This is a genomic window from Glutamicibacter sp. AOP12-B1-11, from assembly GCF_052379245.1.
GTDB lineage: Bacteria > Actinomycetota > Actinomycetes > Actinomycetales > Micrococcaceae > Glutamicibacter.
Window position 1 is genome coordinate 81700 of the sequence record NZ_JBQSYL010000005.1, and the last position, 17183, is coordinate 98882.

Below are 17183 nucleotides of genomic sequence, written 5' to 3' on the forward strand. Positions count from 1 at the left end.
CGCGCCGCAAGGGCGCCAATCAAAAGGAGAACTACATGGACCTCAAGGTCGGAATCGTCGGCTTCGGACTGCGGGCTTCGCTGCACCGCTACCTGCAACGTCCGGGGGAAGGCAGCGTGGTCCGGATCGTCTGCGATACCAGCGAGCGCGGCCGCGAGGATGCCCGGGCGGCCTTGCCCGAGGCGGAAGTCACCGCGGACCTGCAGGTATTGCTGGACGCCGGCCTCGACGCGATCCTCGTCCTCACCCCGGATTTCACGCACCGCGACGTAGTGCTCCGCACGCTGGAAGCGGGTATCCCCACCTTTGTCGAAAAGCCCCTGGACATCACCCTGGAGCGCGCCGACGAGATCCTGGCCGCCGCCCAGCGCACCGGCACCAGATTGTACGTCGGGCACAATATGCGCCATATGCCGGTGATCTGGCAGATGAAGCAGCTGATCGAACAGGGCGCCATCGGCGAGGTGAAGGCCGTGTGGTGCCGGCACTTCGTGGGCAATGGCGGAGATTACTATTTCAAGGACTGGCACGCCGAACGCCAATACAGCAATACCTTGCTCTTGCAGAAAGGGGCCCACGATATCGATGTCATCCACTGGCTGGCCAACGGCTACAGCACCCAGGTCTCCGGCGTCGGATCGCTGGCGGTCTACGGCCAGGTGGAGGACCGGCGGAATAATGCGGACCTGCGCCTGCGCGACTGGTTCTCCCTGGAGAACTGGCCGCCGTCCGCGCAGCGCGGCCTGAACCCGAAGCTTGATGTGGAGGATCTGTCGATGGTCCAGATGAAGCTGGATAACGGGGTGCTGGCCTCCTATCAGCAGTGCCATTTCACCCCCGACTACTGGCGCAATTACACGGTCATCGGCAGCGCCGGAAGGTTGGAGAACTTCGGTGACGGCCCCGGGGACTTCATCCACGTGTGGAACACCCGCACCACGCATGGTTTCGCCGAACCGGATCTGAAGGTTGAGATCAAGGGTGATGATGCGGGCCACGGCGGCGCCGACCCGAATCTGATCGCCGAATTCCTGCGTTTCGCCCGTGATGGGGGAGCGACCGAAACCTCGCCGCTGGCTGCCCGGGCTGCCGTCGCCGTGGGTGATTTGGGTGCCCGTTCGCTGCGCTCGTCGGGGCAGACGCTGCAGATTCCCGGTCTGGAGGAAGGGCTGGTCAGCTACTTCGAAGCGGACCAGCAGGCGCAGCACGTCAACTAGGGAGCCGTCATTTGGCCAGGTGGCTTCCGAACGCTCGGCGGAACCGCGGCCGGGCGGGATTCGATGGGTGATCCGTCTGGTCCCGGCGCGCAAGAGTGTGCCACCTGGCGCAATGGTGCAGCTGGAGCCGGAGGAGAACCCCGCATTGGCGGTGCAGCCGCGCCTTGCCGCCCAGGCGCCTGCCTTGGGCCGGTCCAATGGGCCGAAGGCATTCGCGCGCGCCTCGCTCTGGCCTCTGGTTCCGCCGCACCGCGTAGGATAACGTGTTTTCCACGTACCCCTTTTCGTTGGTGCATAGGCCCTGAAGGAGAAGCAGATGTCCAAGAAGACCTCGCCGGAACCGATCCGCGATCAAGCGCACGATCACTTGCTGACACCGCAGAACTGCGTCTTGGCGCTGATCGATTACCAGCCCGAGCAGTACGGCACCGTCACCTCGGCCACCCGTGAGCGGATCGACTTGAACGTCGTGGCGCTGTGCCGCCTGGCCATGAAATACGAGATTCCGGTGGTGCTCTCCACTGTCGGCGTGGACATGGGCGTGAACGAGGGCACCGCGCAGCACATCAAGGACGAGCTGCCCGGAGTGCCGGAGATTGACCGCAGCGGTGTCAATGCGTGGGAGGACGCCGAATTTCGTGGGGCCATCGAGGGCAGCGGCCGCCGCAAGGTGGTGATGGCCGGGCTGTGGACCGAAGTCTGCCTGACCTTCCCGACCTTGGACATGCTGGCCGAAGGATACGAGGTCTACCCGGTAGCCGATGCCGTGGGAGGAATTTCGCAGGTGGCCCACGATCGGGCCTTCGACCGGATGATCTCGGCCGGCGCACAGCCGGTGACCGCGATTTCTTTCGGCGGGGAGCTGATGCGTAATTGGGCACGCGGTGACTCGGATAAATTGCGCGAGATCATGCGCTGGTACTTCCCGCTGAAGCACGAGCTTGACGCTGCCGGGAAGTAGCAAAGAAGCGGTGGTCGATGGCGGTTGCTTGCGTATTTCAGTGTTCGGTCCAATATTCTATTGCTGTTCGCAAGTTGCCGTTCGAAAAGGCTGTATCGATGACCGTAAGCACGGGAGATAATTTCTACCAGCATGGCCTGCGGCGCATGCGCGGCCGGGATCCGCAGGAGAAAAACAGGTCCGCCAGCACCCTGGAGTTATTCTTCGACCTGACCTTCGTCACCGCCTTCGGCGTGGCCGGTAGCGAGCTGGCCCACGGCATCGAGGTAGGCCATTATCTGCCGGCCATCGTTTCCTTTGTCATCGCCTGCTTGGCGATCGTCTGGGCCTAGGCCAACTATGCCTGGTTGGCCTCGGCCTTCGATAATGACGATTGGCTGTTCAGGAGCCTGACGCTGGTGCAGATGGCGGGCGTCATCGTGCTGGCGGTCGGCATCCCGATGATGTTCCAATCCATAGATCATGGGGCGGTGCTGGATGCCAATGTGATGGTAGTCGGCTACATAGTCATGCGCATCGCGCTGATCGGGCAATGGCTGCGTGTCGCCCGGCAGGACCCGCAGCACCGAGTGGTGGCCCGCGGAAACGCTATCGGCGTGGGCATCGCGCAGATCGGCTGGACCTCGTTCCTTTTCCTTCCGCTGTCGCTGGTTCCGGCCTTGGTCTGCCTGGCGATTTTCTGGGTCATCGATTTCAGTGCGCCATTGATTGCCGAGAAGGAGGCCCGTCGGCGCGGCGAATCAGGCATTCCCTGGCATGCCCACCACATTGCCGAACGCTATGGCTTGATGGCCATCATCGCTCTCGGCGAATGCATCGTGGGAACGCTGGCGGCGGCCCGCGCGATCTCGGCGGGCTCTAATTGGAGCTTTGAGAGCGTGGTGGTGGTCTCGGTAGGCGTGCTGATCTCTTTCAGCCTGTGGTGGGCATACTTTCAGCTGCCCTCCGGGCCGGTCCTGCATCAGCGGCGCGACAAGGCTTCCGCGTGGATTTACGGTCATATTGCCCTGTTCACATGCATCGCCGCGATTGGTGCCGGGCTGCATACGGTCGGCTACGCCTATGACCCGCAGGCCGCCACGGATCCGGTCGTGGTGATCCTCGCCTTGGCGATTCCGGTATTCATCTTCATGCTGATCATCGCCTCGTTGCTGACCTGGTTGCTGGACGCTGCGATGTTTACCCTGGCGCATCTACCGACGTTTCTGATGCCGCTGGCTGCGGTCCTGCTGAGCCAATGGGGCCTTCCGGTCTGGGCTTGCCTGCTGGTGCTGCTGTGCTCGCCGCTCACCGTGATTGTCGTGTATGAACTAGGTTATTGGCGAAAGCTGGCGGTGACCCTCGACCGTGCGCTGCAGCATCCGGCGCGGTAGTTGAGCACTTTCGGAAACACGGTGACGCACGCCGCCGGCGGCGTCGGCTGCGTAATCCCGGCCAGAGACCCGGGACGCTAATCCTTGATGGTCAGCGCGTGCAGTTGGTCCATGCTGCTGAAAATCCGGCTTGCCCCGGCCGCCAGCAGGTCCTCGGCCGCGGTGCTGCTGGGACCGCCATTGGCGAAGCCGAACACCGTGGCGCCGGCTGCCACCCCGGCGGTGACTCCGGTGACGGTATCCTCGATGACCAGCGCCTGAAGCGGGTCAATTTGCAGGGCCGCGGCGGCTGCCAGATACACATCCGGTGCTGGCTTGCTGCGCGGATACTCCATGCCGCTGAATACGCGATCTCCAAACCAGGGGGCCAGGCCGGTAACCGAAAGCTGCATTTCCACTTTGCCTCGATCCGCGCCGGTGGCGCAGGCGATCTTTGACCCGTAGGTCTTGGCGATCGCGGCTACCGCGTGGGCCGCGCCGTCGATCGGGGCCAGCGCGCTGCGCAGCGCATCATCTCGGCGTGCGCGGAATCTGGTGAGCCACGCACCGTCGATGCGGAATCCGGTGTGCGCGAAAATCGGTTCCCATTGGTCCTTCAGTGCCTTGCCGATAAAAATCTCTAGGCAATCCTGCACGCCGATCTCCCAGCCCAGCTCGAGCAGCATAGTGCGGAGGACCGAATTGGTGATCAGTTCGGAGTCTACGAGGACGCCGTCGCAGTCGAAAAGCACGGCGGAGAAGCGGGGTATCACGATGGTTGTGGCCTTTCGCGGAAGTGGCAGAGGGCTAGGCGGAAGGGAACTGAGGCAGGATCCGGGCTAGCGGTGCGAGTTCGGGCTGCTGCTCGGCCTCCTTGAGCACGCGTTCCAGGGTTGCGTCGTGAATTGGCTTCGCCTTGCGGTAAAGCTGCTGGCCGGCGTGCGTCAGCTCGGTGTAGATGCCGCGTCGATCATCGGCGCAGAGCACCCGGGAGAGCAGGGCGCGATCTTCCAAACGGCTCACCAGGCGTGTGGTGGCGCTGGGGCTCAGTGCGGTCGCCCGGGCCAGTTGCGCCATGCGCATATGCCAGCCGTCCTGCCGGTTCAGCGCGTCCAGAAGTGTGTACTCCACCACAGACAAGCCGACTTCTGCGCTGAGGTCTTTTTCCAGTGCGGACTCGATAATTCCGTGCAAGGCCGCCAATGTACGCCACCCGTGGGCACGGATTTCGACCGCGTCGTCTGCGATTCCCACTTCATCCTCCAAAATGATTGCTTGCGCGCATTAATTGCGTGTGCAACTATTTAACCCATCGGCGCAATAACAAGCGTCTGCAACTATTTTTCAAGTTTATCAGGAGTAAGCAAATGCCACTGGGACTCATCGCGCTGGCCCTAGGTGCCTTCGGCATCGGGCTCACCGAATTTGTGATCATGGGCCTGCTGCCCGAGGTGGCGGCGGACTTCGGCGTCAGCGAAGCGGCCGCAGGATGGCTGATCTCCGGCTACGCGCTGAGCGTGGTGGTCGGCGCTCTCGGGCTGACCGCCGCCACCGTGCGCCTGCCGCGCAAACCGGTATTGGTGGGGCTGCTGGTGCTGTTCATCATCGGCAATACGCTCACCGCCATCGCCCCGGACTATATGGGGGCCATGATCGGGCGGGTGATCGCCGCACTATGCCACGGCGCCTTCTTCGGCATCGGCACCGTCGTCGCCGCGGATCTGGTGCCCGAGGCCAAGAAGGCGCGGGCCATCGCCATCATGTTCACCGGACTGACCGCCGCCAATGTCCTTGGCGTTCCCTTCGGAACCTTCCTGGGCCAGCAGGCGGGGTGGCGTTCCACCTTCTGGGCCATCTCCGGCATCGGGGTGCTCGCACTGATCGGCATCCTGCTTCTGGTGCCGGTGCTCCGGCATGCCGCCGAAGCGGTATCCCTGCGCAGGGAGCTGAGCGCCTTCGCCTCCCTGCAGGTGTGGCTCTCGCTGGGTGTCACGGTGCTTGCCTATGGCGGGATGTTCGGTGCCTTCACCTACATCGCCTACACGCTGACCGAAGTATCCGGCTTTGCCTCCGGAGCCGTCCCATGGCTGCTGGTGCTCTTCGGCGTGGGGCTATTCGTTGGCAATTGGTTCGGCGGACGCATGGCCGACCGGAACATCGACCGCACGCTGCTGATCTTCATCGCCTCCCTGGTTGTTGTCCTGGTGGGCTTCGGTGCTCTGGCGGCAAGCCCGATAGCCACCGTCGTGGCCCTGCTGCTCATGGGTGGATTCGGCTTCGGCACCGTTCCCGGCCTGCAAAGCCGCATCATGCGCTACGCCGGGACTGCCCCGACGCTGGCTTCCGGAGCAAATATCGGCGCCTTTAATGTCGGCAATGCCCTCGGCGCTTGGGCCGGCGGGGTGGGCATCGCCGTGGGGCTTGGCTACACCTCGCCGATCTGGATTGGCGCCGCCATCACCCTCGCCGCGCTGCTGTTGATGCTGCTGGCCGCCTCGTTGGCCAAGCGGGAGCCGTCGACTGCGCGAACCGCGGTTATGGCAGCAAACTAGGCCGCAGGCTTTCACCGACCGGGCTTTCACCGCTCAACTAACCACTGAATGACCAGAAAAAATTCTCAAAGGGAGTCCCATGACCAATTCAATCCCAAACCTCACGCTCAATAACGGCATCGAAATGCCGCAGCTGGGCTTCGGAGTCTTCCAAGTGCCAAATGAGCAGACCACGGCAGCCGTCGCCGCCGCGCTGGACGCTGGCTACCGCAGCATTGACACCGCCGCGATCTACGGCAACGAAGAAGGTGTGGGCAAGGCCCTGGCCGAGTCCGGCATAGCCCGTGATCAACTGTTCATCACCTCCAAGCTCTGGATCGCCGATATGGGCTACGAGCAGACCCTCGAAGCCTTTGGGGCGAGCCTTGAACGCCTGGGCCTGGACTACTTGGATCTATTCCTGATCCACTGGCCGGCGCCCGCGAAAGATCTCTACGTCGACTCGTGGAAAGCGCTCGAAAAGCTCTATTCCGAGGGGAAAGTCCGTGCCATTGGCGTATCGAACTTCCAGCCGGGGCATCTGGAAAAGCTGGTCGAGGCGGCGGACATCGTTCCGGCGGTCAATCAAGTCGAGCTGCACCCGGCACTGCAGAATAGCGAAGTGATCGCCGCGAACGCCAAGCACGGCATCGCCACGGAAGCCTGGAGCCCACTGGCGCAGGGAGCGCTGCTGAGCGAGGAATCGATTCTGGCGATTGCCGCAATGCACAAGGTCACCGCCGCGCAGGTGATCCTGCGCTGGCACCTGCAGGAAGGAAGGATTATTATCCCGAAGTCGGTCACCCCTGCGCGGATCGCCGCCAACCTAGACCTGTTCGGCTTTGAGCTCTCCGCTGACCAGATGTCCGCGATTGATGCCCTGGACCGGGATGGCCGCACCGGTCCAGATCCGGACGCCTTCAACGGCTGATAATGAACTGCTTCTAAACGCCCGTCCCTTTCGAAGGGCGGGCGTTTTCCGTACCCGGAGCCATTCCGCGGCCACCATAAAAAGGCGGCGGCGGTGGGTAGAAAGCCATCGGGCATGCTCGCGGGACAGTGACCGACATGCAAAAGAGGGTTTTGCCTAGCGGTTTCGTGCCTAGTGTGGAAGTGACTGCGTATTCCTGCCTCAGCTGATTACCAGCCGCTGCACCGTACTGCGGATGGCGTTGATGACATCGTTTACCGTGCCGCGGTGCAAATGCTCCGCCCGCAGTAGAAGGTCGATTTGTCGACCTGAGTTCAAGTCTTTGATTGGTCGTAAAATCACCGTTTCATCCAGGGTGTTGCGCGCCGTGTACCGCGGCAAGATTCCTAGGCATTTGCTGGCTTCAATCAATGCCCCGGCGGTGGCGTAGTCATTGACTCGGTGCTCCACCATCGGTGCCCGGCCGGCGAGGGCGGCGATGGTCTCCAGGACGTCGGCCGGCGAATAGCCAGAACGCGAGACCACCCACCGCTCGTCGATCACTTGTTCCGGGGAAAGCTCGGAGTACGCTGCCAACGGGTGATCGCGGTGAATTGCGATATCCAAGGGTTCAAAGGCCAGCGGGATCACGGCAATGCGTTCTTCCGGCCAAGGCGCGGTATGCGGCATGCGGTGGGCCAGCACCAAATCGTAGCCGGAGGTCAGTGCCGGGAAGTCCTGTTGCGAGACATCCTCATCGGAGAAGCGCAGCGGGGGTAGCTCCCCTTCCGGGTAGGTCAGCAGCGGAGCGAAGATCGTCTGCCCGATGGAGTGGAACCCCGCGATATGTATTGGCACCTCGAGGTCTTGGTCCTGTGTGCGGATCTTCGCCTCGACCTCGGCCAAGGTCGAGGCAACCGAGGCGGCGGCCGAAGCCAGCAACTTTCCCTCGGCCGTTAGCACCAGCCGGCGTCCATCCTTCTGAGTCAGCGCGGCTGGGAAGCCGCGCTGCAACTGCGCGAGGTGTTGGGACACGGCCGACGGCGAGACGTACAGGGCCTTCGCGACCGCGTTGACGCTGCCTAAATCCGCTAGCTCGCGAAGAATCCGCAACTGATGTAATTCCATGAAGTAAATACTAAATCGTTAGATCAGGAAATCGAAGTTCGTCTAAGGTTTCTTCCCATGCTGTTGGGTGCGACACTTGAAACAACCCCCAAGTCTGTCGTGCACGCACCCCGATGCCCGATCCCAAAGGAACCAGCATGAAAGCACTGTACAAGTCCGGACCAAATGCCGGACTGGAACTCGTCGACCGGCCAGAGCCGGAGGTCGGCGTCCACGATGTCAAAATCCGTGTGATGACCGCCGGAATCTGCGGCACCGATCTGCACATCGAAGCCTTTGACGATGCAGCGAAGGCCATGATCAACACCCCGCTGGTCCCCGGCCACGAATTCTACGGCGAGGTCGTCGAGGTCGGCTCGTTCGTGCAAGGCGTTAAGATCGGTGACCGGGTTTCCGGCGAAGGCCACGTGGTCTGCGGCCTGTGCCGCAACTGCCGGGCCGGGCGCCCCCATATGTGCATCAACGTCAACTCCGTCGGCGTGCAGCGCGATGGCGCGTTCGCCGAATACGTAGCGATCCCCGAAAGCAACGTATATGTTCACCGCGACGAGCGCATCACCCCGCTGCTCGGCGCTATCTTCGACCCATTCGGCAACGCCGTGCACACCGCGCTGCAGTTCCCCATGGTCGGCGAAGACGTGCTCATCACCGGAGCCGGCCCCATAGGCCTGATGGCCGCCGCGGTGGCCCGCCATGCCGGCGCCCGCAATATCGCCATCACCGACGTGTCCGAGCAGCGCCTGGAGCTGGCCCGCACCATGGGCGTGGACCTGGCGATCAACGTGGCCCAACAGCGAATCGCCGAAGCCCAGAAGGAATTGGGAATGCGCGAGGGTTTCGACTTCGGCATGGAAATGTCTGGTCACAAGACCGCGTTGCCCGAAATGATCGAAAACATGAACCACGGCGGCAAGATCAGCATGCTCGGCCTGCCCAGTGAATCGATCGATATCAACTGGGGCAAGGTCGTCACCCACATGCTCACCCTGAAGGGCATCTACGGGCGCGAAATGTTCGAGACCTGGTACGCCATGAGCGCCATGCTCACCACCTCTGATATTTTGCGTGAACGCGTCGCCTCGGTGGTCACCGACTTCCTGCCGGCTACCGAATGGCAAGCAGGCTTCACCGCCGCTCGTGGGGGACACGGCGGCAAAGTTGTTTTGGACTGGACAGTTTTCTAGGAGATATGACATGTATACAGATATGAAAGACCAGCTGTCCGCGGAACTGGAGCAGCTTAAGGATTCGGGCCTCTTCAAGGCCGAACGCCACATCGACTCGGCGCAGTCCGCATCGATCATGGCCGGCTCGCTGGGAAGCGAATCCCGCCGGGTATTGAACTTCTGCGCGAATAATTACCTAGGTCTGGCCGACGACCAGCGCATCATCGACGCGGCCAAGAACGCCATGGATGATCGCGGCTTCGGCATGGCCTCGGTCCGCTTCATCTGCGGCACCCAGGACCTGCACCTGGAACTTGAAGCCAAGCTCTCGGCATTCCTCGGAACCGAAGACACCATCCTGTTCTCCAGCTGCTTCGATGCCAACGGCGGTGTCTTCGAATCCCTGTTCGGCGCCGAAGACGCGATCATCTCCGACGCGCTGAACCACGCGTCGATCATCGACGGCATTCGCCTGTCGAAGGCGGCACGCTTCCGCTACAAGAACCAGGACATGGAAGACCTGGAAACCCAGCTGCAGGCGGCCGCCGCCATGAACGACGGCGCCGGTGCCCGGCGTACCATCGTCGTCACCGATGGCGTGTTCTCCATGGACGGATTCTTGGCCCCGCTGGAAGCGATCTGCGACCTGGCGGACAAGTACGGCGCACTGGTGATGGTCGATGATTCCCACGCGGTGGGCTTCATGGGCTCCAACGGTGCCGGAACCCCGGAGCACGCCGGCGTCTCGGACCGGGTTGACATCTACACCGGAACCTTCGGCAAGGCGTTGGGCGGTGCCTCGGGCGGCTACGTTGCCGGCCGCGGGGAGATCGTGGCGATGCTCCGCCAGAAGGCACGCCCATACCTGTTCTCCAACTCGCTGGCCCCGTCCATCGTGGCAGCCACGCTGACCGCCCTTGACCTGGTGGCAGGATCCGGAGATTTGCGCGAGAAGCTCTTCGAAAACGCGGCGCACTTCCGCCGCCGGATGACCGAGGAGGGCTTCGACCTCCTCGACGGCGAGCACGCGATCATCCCGGTCATGTTCGGGGACGCGGTCAAGGCCGCTGAAGTCGCCGGCAAAATGCTGGAGCATGGCGTCTTCGTCACCGCGTTCAGTTTCCCTGTCGTGCCGAAGGGGGCCGCGCGCATCCGTGTGCAGCTCTCCGCCGCGCATTCGGCCGAGGACATCGAGGCCTGTGTGCAGGCTTTCGTCGCCAGCCGCTAAGCAGCAACACCAAACCGCCCGTGCTTCCGTTCCCGGATGCGCGGGCGGTTTTGCGTGTACGCCCGGCATGGGCATTGTGGCACCAGTTAGGTGGTGCCACAATGATATGTGGGGCCAACTCGGGGAAGGCCAATAGTGCTATATCTGAATTTGTTTGGGGAACAGCGGCTCACCGCGTGGGGCGCTGATGTTCTCTCGGGCCGATCGCGGGCACTTGAATTGTTGGCCTATCTGGTGTTGCATCCCGGAGTCCAAATACCACGGCTGCTTTTAGCGGGAACCTTCTGGCCGGAATCCAGCGACTCCCAAGCACAAACGAATCTGCGCCGCGAACTTCATAACCTGCGCATCGGGCTCGGCGAGGTGGACTGCCTGGGCACTGCCGATGGGGCCATTTCCTGGTTGGGCAGTGCCGGGATTCGCGTAGACGCCCAAATTTTCGCCGAACAGCGGGCCAAAGCAGAGGCTGCCACCGCGCGCGGAGATGATCAGCGATTCTTGGATCATGCCGAACTAGCGGTAGCCGAATACCTGGGTGAGCTGATGCCCGGTAGCTACGCCGACTGGGTGTTGCATTCGCGTGAACGGCTCGCGGGGCAGTGCGCGCAGTTGTGCGCCCAGGCCACCGATGGATGGCTGAACAGGGGCCAGGGCCATCGAGCACTAACCATGGCGCAGAGACGCTTGGATGTCCAACCCTTGGAGGAGGCCGGGTATCGGGACCTGATGCGCGTGCAGATGTCGCTGGGCGAAGATACGGCGGCCATGTACACCTTCCATAAGTGCGCTGAGGTTCTGGACAACGAACTGGGCGTCGCTCCGGGCCGCGATACCCAGTCGCTGATTCAAAAAATGCTGCCTCGGATGCAACCCGGTGCCCAACGCACGTCAAGTCCACGAAGCGAATCGGCCGATGGCGGACCGGAAAGCACTGGGCGTGAAACCGAGACGAACACCCTGAAACAGCTCTGGGCCGAGACGGTGCGCGGAAAACGATCAATGGTAGTGCTCCAAGGCGGGCCGGGAGTAGGCAAGACCCACCTGGCCCGACAGCTCGAAATCCATGCCCGCGCTACCGGCGCCTTGATTGCCCGAGCACGCTGCGTGGACTCCGGTGGGCTCATCCCGCTTGCGCCGGTGGCCGGTTGGTTGCGTGATCGAGCCTTCGCCCCGCTGCTGGCTGGATTGCCAGTGGAGCTCAAGCGCGAGGTGGGCAGGTTGCTGCCCGGGCTGCTGGGCGAGCCGCAACGCGCCGAAGCCCACGCGGGAAACCGGGCTATGGTCGATGCCTGGCAACGCTACAGGTTTTTCGAAGGGCTGGCCCGCGCGATGGGTACCGCGGGCCGTCCGATACTTTTGATCCTCGATGACCTGCACTGGTGTGATGCCGACACCGCGGCCTGGATATCTTTCCTGTTTTCCGGACCTCATGCCAGCCAACTCCTGCTCGTGGCCACCATGCGCACCCCAGACGCCGCTTGCAGCCCCGCCGTGGCGGGAATGCTAACCACGCTGCGAAACGCCGGCGCGCTGGGCGAACTGAGCCTCGAACCGCTGGGGGTCGAGCAGAGCGCCGAACTTGCTGCACGAGTTCGCGGCCAGGCGCTGACCGGCTCCCAAGGTAAGCTCTTGCACGCCGCGACGGGCGGATACCCGCTGTTCATTCTCGAAGCGGCCCGAGCTGCCTCATCATCCGGGGATCTGCAGGGCACTGGATTCCATGCGGTGCTTGATCATCGATTCGAACAGCTCTCACCCGCGGCCAAGCACTTGGCGGAGCTTGCCTCCGCGTACGGCCGCGAAATCACCCTTGACCTGCTCAGCGAGGCAGCAGATCTGGAGAATCATGACCTGGTCGGTGCGGTGGATGAACTGTGGCGATTGGGAATTCTGCTACCGGCAGGAAATGGTTATGACTTCGTGCATCATCTGGTGCGCCGGGCAGCCTACGAGAAGGTTACTCCGGCCAACCGTTGGCTGCTTCACCGCAGGCTGGCCCAATCCCTGGAATTACTGCACTCCGCAAATCTCGACCCGGTAGCCGCGGTGCTCGCCGAACAATACGCGCTGGGTTCAAACCCCGGTCGGGCCCTGGATTTTGCGCTCAGCGCCGGAGCGGCGGCTTCAAGGATCTATGCAAATTCAACCGCACTGGTCAACTTCCGTACCGCTTTGGAACTGATCTCCGCCCAGCCTGCCGGGCGCGAACGCGACGAACGGGAGCTTTCCACCCGGACGGCCATGTCCTCACCGCTGACCGCGTTGCGCGGCTACTCGGCACCCGAACTACTGGACAATCTCGAACGCACGGCGCAGTTGGCCCAAGAATTGGGCCACCCGAAGGCTCTCGCCGCAAGCCTGATCGGGCTGTTCGCCGGGCGCTACGTCGAAGGCAAGAACCCGTTGTGCCACAGCATTGGGGTGCGCGCCCTGGAACTGTCGCAAGGAGATGCCGACCTGACTGGCCAATCGCATTTCGCGGTGGCGGGTGGTGCGTTGGCTCTGGGCCGGCATCAGGAAGCCATCGAGCATTTTGCCGCCTGCTACGAGAGCGGACAGAACGGCTATTCGTTCATCCTGGGCACACGGCTTGAAATCCATGCGCGAGCGTGGGCCTCGCACGCGCATTGGCTTGCCGGCCACACGGAGCAGGCCCTGCGCTTAGGCTCAGAAGCGCTGACCAGGGCGGCCGCCTCCGGGCATCCCTATACCAGGGCGGTGGCTCTGGGGTATGTGTGCCTACTGCATCAGCTTGCCGGGGACCGGGCGGAACTGAGCCTGCGGATCGCTGAACTACTTAAAATATGCCGCCGCTACGAGATCGCCTACTACGGGCAGTGGGCCGAGATCTTCGCCGGGTGGTACGCCGGCGGCAGCGCAGGAATCACCCGGATCCACGAAGGCATCAGTGCCCTCGAGGCACAAGGTGCGCTGGCGAGGATGCCCTACTGGCGCATGCTGCTGTCGGATGCGCTCGCCGACCACGGCCAGTTGGATCTGGCCCGCACCGAATTGGATGCAGCACTGCGGCAGGCCGAAGAACTTGGGGAGTGCTGCTGGAGCCCGGCCCTGCTGCGGCTACGCGAACGGTTGGGATAGCACGGCTGCGAACGCTGCGAACGCCAGACGAACGCGCGGGCTCCTAGCGTGGGTAAAACCCAGCAAGAGAACCGAACGAAGGAGTTGGTCATGGGTAGCAAGACAGAAATCCTTGCAGACCTCGCGGCAGCGCTGCGCGGGCCGCTGACCTTGCCCGAGGACCCCGACTATGACAAGGTCCGCGCCGTATACAACGCGATGATTGACAAATATCCGGCAGCCATTGCCCGCGTGGCGGACACCGCGGACGTGATCACCTGCGTGAACTTCGCGCGCGAGCACGAGCTTCTCCTCGCGGTACGCGGCGCCGGGCACAACGCCGGAGGCCTGGGCATCGCCGACGACGCGCTGGTCATCGACTTGGGGGCGCTGCGTAGCACCACCGTGGACCCTGCGGCGCACACCGTGCGGGTCGACGGCGGCGCCACGTGGGCAGATGTGGACCATGCAACGGTGGCCTTCGGCCAGGCAACCCCGAGCGGCTTCATTGCCTCCACCGGCGTGGGAGGCTTGGCCTTGGGCGGCGGCATCGGCTACCTGACCCGGCGCTTCGGACTGACGGTGGATAACCTGCTCTCCGCCGATGTGGTGCTCGCCGATGGCGCCCTGGTCACCGCCGATGAGAACCGCCACCCGGACTTGTACTGGGCCCTGCGCGGGGGAGGCGGAAACTTCGGGGTCGTCACCTCCTTCACCTTCCGCACCCACGACATCGGCGAGAACGGGATCATTATCGGCGGGCCGGTGCTCTACGACATCTCCGACACCACCGAGGTCATGCGCTGGTACCGGGAAATACAGCCTTCGCTGCCGGAGGAACTTTCGGGCTGGATCGGGTTGCTGACCATCCCGGGTGCCGCGCCGTTCCCGGAGGAGCTGTGGGGCCGGCAGGCCTGCGGGATCCTCTGGTGCTACACCGGAGCCCATGAGCTGGCCGAGCAGGTGATGGCCCCGGTGAAGGAATTCGGCAACCCGCTCTTGGTGGGGCCGCACGAGATGCCGTTCAACATCCTGCAGCAGGCCTTCGATGCGCTCTACCCGGCGGGGATGCAGTGGTACTGGAGAGCGGACTTCGTCACCGAGCTGACCGACACCGCGATCGAGGTCCACAACTACTTCGGTGCGCAGCTTCCCACGGGCCACTCCACCATGCACCTGTATCCCATCGACGGGGCGGCAGCACGTGTTCCGGTCGAGGACACGGCCTTCGCCTACCGCCAGGGCGGCTGGGCCGGAGTCATCGTCGGGGTGGATCCAGATCCGGCCAAGGCCAAGCTGATCACCGATTGGACGCAAGCCTATTCCGAGGCCCTGCATCCGACCACCGCGGGAGGCGCATACGTCAACTTCCTGATGGACGAGGGCGAGGATCGGGTGAAGAGCGCTTACCGGGAAAACTATGAGCGGCTGAGCCACATTAAGGCCGTCTATGACCCGGGGAACTTGTTCCGGGTGAACCAGAACATCGTTCCGGCGCAGGGCCGCAGGGAGCGCCAATACCGCTAGACGGCTACGCCACACTGGATAGTGAGCCACCTCAGCGCATTGCTGGGGCGGCTCACTTTGTCCGAAATACCGGATTCAATTTGGCCGCGGAACTTCACTGGCCAGGTTCTATTGAATAGTCTCTGAGGAGGCCCTCAGGGCACACCTCAGAGGCAGGGGTGCCCTCACACGCAGTGAACCCAAGGAATCAAGGTAGATGAACACCCACTTACTGACCAACATCTCCCAGCTGTGCACCGTAGACCGCGAGGGCACCGTGCTCAGCAACGCGGCGGTGCTGATCCGCGATGGAATCATCGATTGGGTGGGTGCAGCGCAGCAGGCACCGTCGGCAGAGAAGGTCACGGATCTGGACGGACGCGCGGTCCTGCCCGGTTGGGTGGATTCGCACAGCCACCTGATCTTCGCCGGAGATCGCGCGGATGAATTCGTGGCCCGGATGGCCGGGGAAGACTATGCGGCGGGCGGAATAGCCGTGACTACCACGGCTACCCGGGCCACCGATGACCAAGCGCTGCGTGAGCTGGTATCCGCACGCCGGGCGGAAGCCTTGGCCATGGGCACCACCTGGATGGAAACCAAAACCGGCTACGGGCTGACCCTCGATGAAGAGGTCCGCCACGCACGGTTGGCCCGGGAGCTGGTCGATCAGGTGACCTTTCTCGGCGCACACCTCGTCCCTGCCGGACGGGACGCGGACGAGTACACCGCGGAGGTGGCCGGACCGATGCTTGACGCCGTGGCCGGAACCGTAGATTTCGTGGACGTGTTCTGCGAGCGCGGAGCCTTCAGCGAAGCGCAATCGCGCAAGGTGCTGCAAGCGGCAAAGGATCGGGGATTGGCCACCAAGATCCACGGAAACCAGTTAGGCCCGGGCGCCGGCACTCGACTGGCGGTCGAATTCGGCAGCCTCTCGGTGGACCACGTGAACTATCTGGAGCTCGGCGACATCGATGCGCTCGCCGGAACCTGGTCCGCGTGGAATGCCCGGCAGCGCACGGGCGACCGCGGAGTGGTCGCCACCTGCCTTCCGGCCTGCGACTTGTCCACCCGCCAGCCGCTGGCTCCGGGGCGTGAACTGTTGGACGCCGGAGTGGTGATCGCCTTGGCCAGCAACTGCAATCCCGGCACCAGCTACACCAGCAACATGAATTTCTGTGTGGCGACGGCGGTGCTGCAAATGAATCTCAGCCTCGCCGAAGCGATTGAGGCAGCCACCATGGGCGGCGCGATGGCGCTCGGAGTGGCAGATAAAGTCGGCTCGATCGAGGTCGGGAAGCGCGCGGACCTGCACGTACTTCAAGCTCCCACGGCGGCTCACCTTGCCTATCGTCCGGGAATGCCTCTGACCCACAGCGTGTATCGGGCCGGGGAACTGGTCAGCGGCCGAGGATGAACTTTCCGTCCGGAGTTTGCGGGAACTCGCGTGTTTCGGTGCGGGCAAAGACGCTTACGGACCAGGGGGAATCATCCGAAAAAGGGTTCAGATGCCAATCCGCGTAACGGTGAGTGAGCAGCAGCTCGGTCGTCTTCGAAGCTTCATCTTGATCTTTTGGGCCGCCGCGCAACGCGCTGGTAGTTCCGAGAATGAGTGCACCTTGGGGTCTAAGCAGTTCGCCAAGCAGTGCAAAGCAGGTGCTGAACTCGGCCGGGCTCAGGAACGCAGGAACATTTCCCGACAGCAGTATTGCATCGTAGGCAACGGGAAGCTCGGCACGGACTAAATTATCAACGGAAATCTCGGTGGCACTGATGGGGCGGAACCATGCCGGGTCGTGGAGTTCCGCGGCGACCTGCAGCACTGCTTCGGTGGGATCGATCCCGTAGGCGTTGTGGCCGCGGAACCTTAACCCGTGGACGGCGTTTCCAATGCCGCAACCGATGTCCAAGATCGTTGCGGCACGCGAACAAAGCATATCCACGAAGCGAACGTCGACCTCAAGATCAGTACCTTCTTCGGTTAACGCACGCATTTTTGCTGCATATGCGTTGAGGTCGGTGGCCGTATCCATGCACTGAGTCTGTCATGGGAAGGTACGCTTGTGCTGCGAAAAATCGGGGCGAAGGGTGAAATATGGCTTTGCT

General features: G+C 63.0%; 14 protein-coding genes and 1 pseudogene. 11 read left to right on the plus strand and 4 right to left on the minus strand.

The window, feature by feature from the left end:
• Positions 1–35: 35 nt before the first annotated feature.
• The 4 genes and pseudogenes from ACT3UQ_RS04250 (at position 36) to ACT3UQ_RS04265 (ending at position 3551) form a co-directional block, all read left to right on the plus strand.
• Positions 36–1217 (plus strand): Gfo/Idh/MocA family protein, encoded by a 1182-nt coding sequence (locus ACT3UQ_RS04250; protein ID WP_444636531.1) that lies wholly within the window; start codon positions 36–38, stop codon positions 1215–1217.
• 19 nt (positions 1218–1236) lie between these two features.
• The gene (locus ACT3UQ_RS04255) at positions 1237–1479 is read left to right on the plus strand and encodes a hypothetical protein (protein ID WP_105649443.1); all 243 of its coding nucleotides are present in this window, start codon (positions 1237–1239) and stop codon (positions 1477–1479) included.
• A gap of 54 nt (positions 1480–1533) precedes the next feature.
• Positions 1534–2178: an isochorismatase family protein gene (locus ACT3UQ_RS04260; RefSeq protein ID WP_105649442.1), complete on the plus strand. Its 645-nt coding sequence runs from the start codon at positions 1534–1536 to the stop codon at positions 2176–2178.
• A gap of 146 nt (positions 2179–2324) precedes the next feature.
• Positions 2325–3551, plus strand: a pseudogene (locus tag ACT3UQ_RS04265) (low temperature requirement protein A).
• A 77-nt stretch (positions 3552–3628) separates the two neighbouring features.
• Here the strand turns inward: ACT3UQ_RS04265 and ACT3UQ_RS04270 are convergent.
• Together ACT3UQ_RS04270 and ACT3UQ_RS04275 are read right to left on the minus strand one after the other, a co-directional pair.
• Positions 3629–4303: an HAD family hydrolase gene (locus tag ACT3UQ_RS04270; RefSeq protein ID WP_258137736.1), complete on the minus strand. Its 675-nt coding sequence runs from the start codon at positions 4301–4303 to the stop codon at positions 3629–3631.
• A gap of 34 nt (positions 4304–4337) precedes the next feature.
• Positions 4338–4784, minus strand: a complete 447-nt coding sequence (locus ACT3UQ_RS04275) for a MarR family winged helix-turn-helix transcriptional regulator (RefSeq protein ID WP_105569888.1) — start codon at positions 4782–4784, stop codon at positions 4338–4340.
• 113 nt (positions 4785–4897) lie between these two features.
• Between ACT3UQ_RS04275 and ACT3UQ_RS04280 the strand changes: the two genes are divergently transcribed.
• Both ACT3UQ_RS04280 and ACT3UQ_RS04285 read left to right on the plus strand, forming a co-directional pair.
• Entirely contained in the window at positions 4898–6082 is a 1185-nt protein-coding gene (locus ACT3UQ_RS04280) for an MFS transporter (protein ID WP_444636532.1), read from the plus strand.
• Positions 6083–6161: 79 nt separating this feature from the next.
• Complete coding sequence (locus ACT3UQ_RS04285) at positions 6162–6992, plus strand: aldo/keto reductase (RefSeq protein ID WP_444636533.1); 831 nt, start codon at positions 6162–6164, stop codon at positions 6990–6992.
• A gap of 201 nt (positions 6993–7193) precedes the next feature.
• Here ACT3UQ_RS04285 and ACT3UQ_RS04290 read toward each other — a convergent pair whose 3' ends face one another.
• Positions 7194–8099 (minus strand): LysR family transcriptional regulator, encoded by a 906-nt coding sequence (locus tag ACT3UQ_RS04290; protein ID WP_444636534.1) that lies wholly within the window; start codon positions 8097–8099, stop codon positions 7194–7196.
• Positions 8100–8236: 137 nt separating this feature from the next.
• On the opposite strand from ACT3UQ_RS04290, the gene tdh reads away from it, so the two are divergent.
• The 5 genes from tdh to hutI all read left to right on the plus strand — a co-directional run bounded on the left by tdh (position 8237) and on the right by hutI (position 16494).
• Positions 8237–9283: an L-threonine 3-dehydrogenase gene (gene tdh, locus ACT3UQ_RS04295; RefSeq protein ID WP_444636535.1), complete on the plus strand. Its 1047-nt coding sequence runs from the start codon at positions 8237–8239 to the stop codon at positions 9281–9283.
• Between the two features lie 10 nt (positions 9284–9293).
• Complete coding sequence (locus tag ACT3UQ_RS04300; RefSeq protein ID WP_444636536.1) at positions 9294–10493, plus strand: glycine C-acetyltransferase; 1200 nt, start codon at positions 9294–9296, stop codon at positions 10491–10493.
• 135 nt (positions 10494–10628) lie between these two features.
• The gene (locus ACT3UQ_RS04305; RefSeq protein WP_444636537.1) at positions 10629–13592 is read left to right on the plus strand and encodes an ATP-binding protein; all 2964 of its coding nucleotides are present in this window, start codon (positions 10629–10631) and stop codon (positions 13590–13592) included.
• Between the two features lie 90 nt (positions 13593–13682).
• A complete protein-coding gene (locus ACT3UQ_RS04310) occupies positions 13683–15098 on the plus strand; it encodes an FAD-binding oxidoreductase (RefSeq protein WP_105553783.1) in 1416 nt (471 codons plus the stop codon).
• 196 nt (positions 15099–15294) lie between these two features.
• Positions 15295–16494: an imidazolonepropionase gene (hutI, locus tag ACT3UQ_RS04315; RefSeq protein WP_105649434.1), complete on the plus strand. Its 1200-nt coding sequence runs from the start codon at positions 15295–15297 to the stop codon at positions 16492–16494.
• Here hutI and ACT3UQ_RS04320 read toward each other — a convergent pair.
• Positions 16478–17110 carry a class I SAM-dependent methyltransferase gene (locus tag ACT3UQ_RS04320; RefSeq protein ID WP_105553781.1) on the minus strand — a complete coding sequence of 211 codons (633 nt, stop codon included), beginning with the start codon at positions 17108–17110 and terminating at the stop codon, positions 16478–16480. The two genes, hutI and ACT3UQ_RS04320, sit on opposite strands and share 17 nt — an antisense overlap.
• Positions 17111–17183 lie beyond the last annotated feature (73 nt).

Coding starts and splice junctions, on each gene's coding strand:
- ACT3UQ_RS04300 (WP_444636536.1), top strand. CDS start 9,294: ATGTATACAGATATGAAAGACCAGCTGTCCGCGGAACTGGAGCAGCTT.
- ACT3UQ_RS04260 (WP_105649442.1), top strand. CDS start 1,534: ATGTCCAAGAAGACCTCGCCGGAACCGATCCGCGATCAAGCGCACGAT.
- ACT3UQ_RS04280 (WP_444636532.1), top strand. CDS start 4,898: ATGCCACTGGGACTCATCGCGCTGGCCCTAGGTGCCTTCGGCATCGGG.
- hutI (WP_105649434.1), top strand. CDS start 15,295: ATGAACACCCACTTACTGACCAACATCTCCCAGCTGTGCACCGTAGAC.
- ACT3UQ_RS04320 (WP_105553781.1), bottom strand. CDS start 17,110: ATGGATACGGCCACCGACCTCAACGCATATGCAGCAAAAATGCGTGCG.
- ACT3UQ_RS04290 (WP_444636534.1), bottom strand. CDS start 8,099: ATGGAATTACATCAGTTGCGGATTCTTCGCGAGCTAGCGGATTTAGGC.
- ACT3UQ_RS04310 (WP_105553783.1), top strand. CDS start 13,683: ATGGGTAGCAAGACAGAAATCCTTGCAGACCTCGCGGCAGCGCTGCGC.
- tdh (WP_444636535.1), top strand. CDS start 8,237: ATGAAAGCACTGTACAAGTCCGGACCAAATGCCGGACTGGAACTCGTC.
- ACT3UQ_RS04285 (WP_444636533.1), top strand. CDS start 6,162: ATGACCAATTCAATCCCAAACCTCACGCTCAATAACGGCATCGAAATG.
- ACT3UQ_RS04250 (WP_444636531.1), top strand. CDS start 36: ATGGACCTCAAGGTCGGAATCGTCGGCTTCGGACTGCGGGCTTCGCTG.